The 386-nt window shown below is 58.0% G+C and carries 1 protein-coding gene; it reads right to left on the bottom strand.

The annotated features are described in order from the left end of the window. Positions 1 to 386 (bottom strand): hypothetical protein (locus tag Q4563_RS16825; RefSeq protein WP_303605305.1); only part of this gene is annotated, 386 nt, incomplete at both ends.

The following is a 386-nucleotide window of genomic DNA, read 5'->3' as shown; positions in this document are numbered from 1 at the left end:
ATGGACGGGGTCCAGCGCTCGAAGTCGCCAGCGCTTTGCGCGGTGACCGAGTCAATCACTTGGTCGAGGTAGCTGTTAATGGTCAGCTCGCCCTTGGTGTAAGCCAATGACCACTGGGTCACACCGCCGCCCAACACTTGGTCGCGCCAGTCACCGCCGATGGTGAGGGTGTAGAGCTCGGACTCTTTATCACTGTTGGAGCCAAAGGCGTCGATTTTATCTTCGAGCTGTTTGCTGTCGTACTGCAACTGCACATTGAGGTTGAGGTTGCGGGTGCGAATCAGGCTCTGGTCGGCAAACACGGTGGTGATCTGCGCATTACCGGTGGCCTCAAGGTCTTCGAAGTTACCGCCCAGTTCGTAGTCCATGTCGGAGTAGGCCGCCCC

Source organism: Gilvimarinus sp. 1_MG-2023 (assembly GCF_030548285.1).
Note: the sequence above shows the minus strand (reverse complement) of the source record. Positions and strands in the feature narration are given on the sequence as shown.